The 2,479-nt window shown below is 73.8% G+C and carries 2 protein-coding genes and 1 pseudogene; 1 reads left to right on the forward strand and 2 read right to left on the reverse strand.

Annotation, left to right across the window (positions count from 1 at the left end; translation table 11 throughout):
* A pseudogene (locus tag TR42_RS15090) lies at window positions 1-572 on the forward strand (hypothetical protein); the annotation flags it as partial.
* On the opposite strand, the gene TR42_RS13915 reads toward TR42_RS15090, so the two are convergent.
* Window positions 556-1,443 carry a TIGR01777 family oxidoreductase gene (locus TR42_RS13915; RefSeq protein ID WP_042216977.1) on the reverse strand — a complete coding sequence of 296 codons (888 nt, stop codon included), beginning with the start codon at window positions 1,441-1,443 and terminating at the stop codon, window positions 556-558. The pseudogene TR42_RS15090 and the gene TR42_RS13915 overlap by 17 nt on opposite strands.
* Window positions 1,444-1,462: 19 nt before the next feature.
* Window positions 1,463-2,479 (reverse strand): 2-oxoglutarate dehydrogenase, E2 component, dihydrolipoamide succinyltransferase (gene sucB / locus TR42_RS13920; protein WP_042216979.1); only part of this gene is annotated, 1,017 nt, incomplete at its 5' end.

Genomic DNA, 2,479 nt, shown 5'->3' on the forward strand with positions numbered 1-2,479 from the left:
GTGCGTGGCGCTGGGCCCTGCGGCGCAGCCCCGCCCGGGTCGCCGCGGTGGCGGGTCTGGTGGCGGCGGCCGGCGGGTGGTGGCTGTGGGGTCCCGAGGTCGGAGCGTCGGGCTTGGCCGCGACCGCGCCAGCGGCGTCGCCCTCGCCGACTGCGCCCGCCGCATCGCCCGCGGGGGTCGCATCGTCCGCAGTTGCGCGACCGGACCCGGCCATCGCTGCCGCGACCCTCACCGCCGCGCGCGTGGAGGCGCTGGCCGGCGCGGATGCCGCGGCCCTGCTCGACCTCACCGTGGACGGCAGCGCGGCGCGCGCGTTGGCCGAGAAGGAGGCCGCGCAGCTGCGCGCGGGCCTGCGGGCGGAGGGGATCGGCCTCGCGCTCCGGTCGGCGACGGTGGTCGATGAGGACGGCGATCGCGCCGTGGTGGACGTCGACTACGCGATCGCGGCGCACGTGTGGCGGGCTGCGGACGGGATGCGGGTGGAGGTGCCGGGCGTCACGGAGGAGGCGAGGCTGACGCTCGCCTGGAGCGAGGGAGCGTGGCGCGTCGTGGACGTCAGCGCGACGCCATGAGCCAGCGCGCGGCGTCCTCGATGGTGGGATGGCGCCACTCGAAGCCCAGCCGCGTCAGCACTCCCGGGGTGGCCTTCTGCGACGAGAGCAGATCCTCGACGGCGCGCCCGATCGCCGCTTCGAGCACGAAGGCCGGGATCCGGAATCCGGGCCGGCGACCCGCCTCGACGCTGAGCGCGCGGATGAGAGCGGCGTCGCGCGCCGGGTTCGGGGCGATCCCGTTGACGGCGCCGGAGAAGTCCGAGTCGAGGAGGAAGCGCAGCGCGCGGATGTGGTCCTCGAGCGTGATCCATGAGTGCCAGGCCTCGCCGGAGCCGAGCGTGCCGAGCAGGCCGCGAGTCACGAGCGGCAGGAGCCGGTCCGCGAAGCCGCCATGCGGGGCGAGCACCAGGCCGGTGCGCACCGTGACGGTGCGGATCCTCGCATCGCGTGCCGGCTGTGCGGCGGCCTCCCAATCGGCGACGATGCCGGCGAGGAGCGTGTCGCCCGGACCGGAGCGCTCGGTGAGCGCCTCCTCGCCACGCGAGCCGTAGTAGCCCATCGCCGAGCCCTGAAGCAGCACGCCCTGGAAGCCGCCGACCATCGCCTCGACCAGCGTGGCGGTCGAGTCGATGCGCGACTGGCGCACCACCTGGGCGTACGAGTCCGTGAGGCGCTTGTCGCCGATCGACGCCCCGGCGAGGTTGACCACCGCGTCGGCGCCCTGGACGAGGCCGACGTCGACGCGGCCGTTCGCGGGGTCCCAGCGGGACTCGTGAGATCCCGCGGGTGAACGCCGCACGAGGGCGACCACGTCGTGGCCGCCCTCGCGCAGTGAGGTGGTGAGCGCCGTGCCGATGAGCCCCGAGGAGCCCGAGATCACGACGCGCATCTTCAGTTGTCCTGGTCCGTTACAGCCCGAGCTCGGACTCGAACTCGCCGGCCTCGATGATCCGCTTGACCGTCTGGAGGAAGCGGGCCGCATCGGCGCCGTCCACGATCCGGTGGTCGTAGCTCAGCGGGAGGTAGGCCATCGGGCGGACCGAGATGACGTCCTCGCCGTCCGGCCCCTTGACCACCACGGGCTTCTTCACGATCGCGCAGGTCGCGAGGATGCCGACCTGCGGCGACGGCACGATCGGCGTGTCGAAGAGCGTGCCGCCCGAGCCGGTGTTGGTCACCGAGAACGTGCCGCCCGAGATCTCGTCCGAGCTGAGACCGCCGGAGCGGGCCTTGCCGGCGAGGTCGACGATGCCCTTGGCGTGGTCGGCGATGGTCTTCGCGTCCGCGTCCTTGAGCGTCGGGAGCATGAGGCCCTTGGGCGTGTCCACCGCGAGCGAGAGGTTCACGGCGGGGTGATAGACGATGCTGTCGTCGACCACGGACGCGTTGAGGAACGCGTGCTCCTGCAGCGCGATCGCGACCGCGCGGGTGAAGAACGGCAGGAACGTGAGGTTCACGCCGTGCTTCTCCGAGAACGCGGCCTTGTTCCTCGCGCGCAGCGCCCAGATCTTGGTGCAGTCGACCTCGACCACGGAGGTGAGCTGCGCCATGCCGTGCAGCGACTCCATCATCTTGTCGGCCGTGATCTTGCGGATGCGGGTCATCTTGACCGTCTGGCCGCGCAGCTCGGAGACCTCGACCTCGTTGGCCGAGGACGCCGCCGGAGCGGGCGCCGCAGCGGCGGCAGGGGCCGGGGCGGCGGGAGCCGCGGTGGCCGCCGCGAGGACGTCCTCCTTGCGGATGCGGCCGCCGACGCCGGTGCCGGTGACGGTCGACAGGTCGACGCCCTTGTCCGACGCGAGCTTGCGCACGATCGGCGTGACGTAGCCCGAGCCCGAGGACGCGACGACCGCGGGAGCGGACGGCGCGGCGGCGGGAGCCGCGGGGGCGGGAGCCGCGGGGGCGGGAGCCGCGGGGGCGGGAGC

Source organism: Demequina mangrovi, assembly GCF_000759715.1.
GTDB classification, from domain to species: domain Bacteria; phylum Actinomycetota; class Actinomycetes; order Actinomycetales; family Demequinaceae; genus Demequina; species Demequina mangrovi.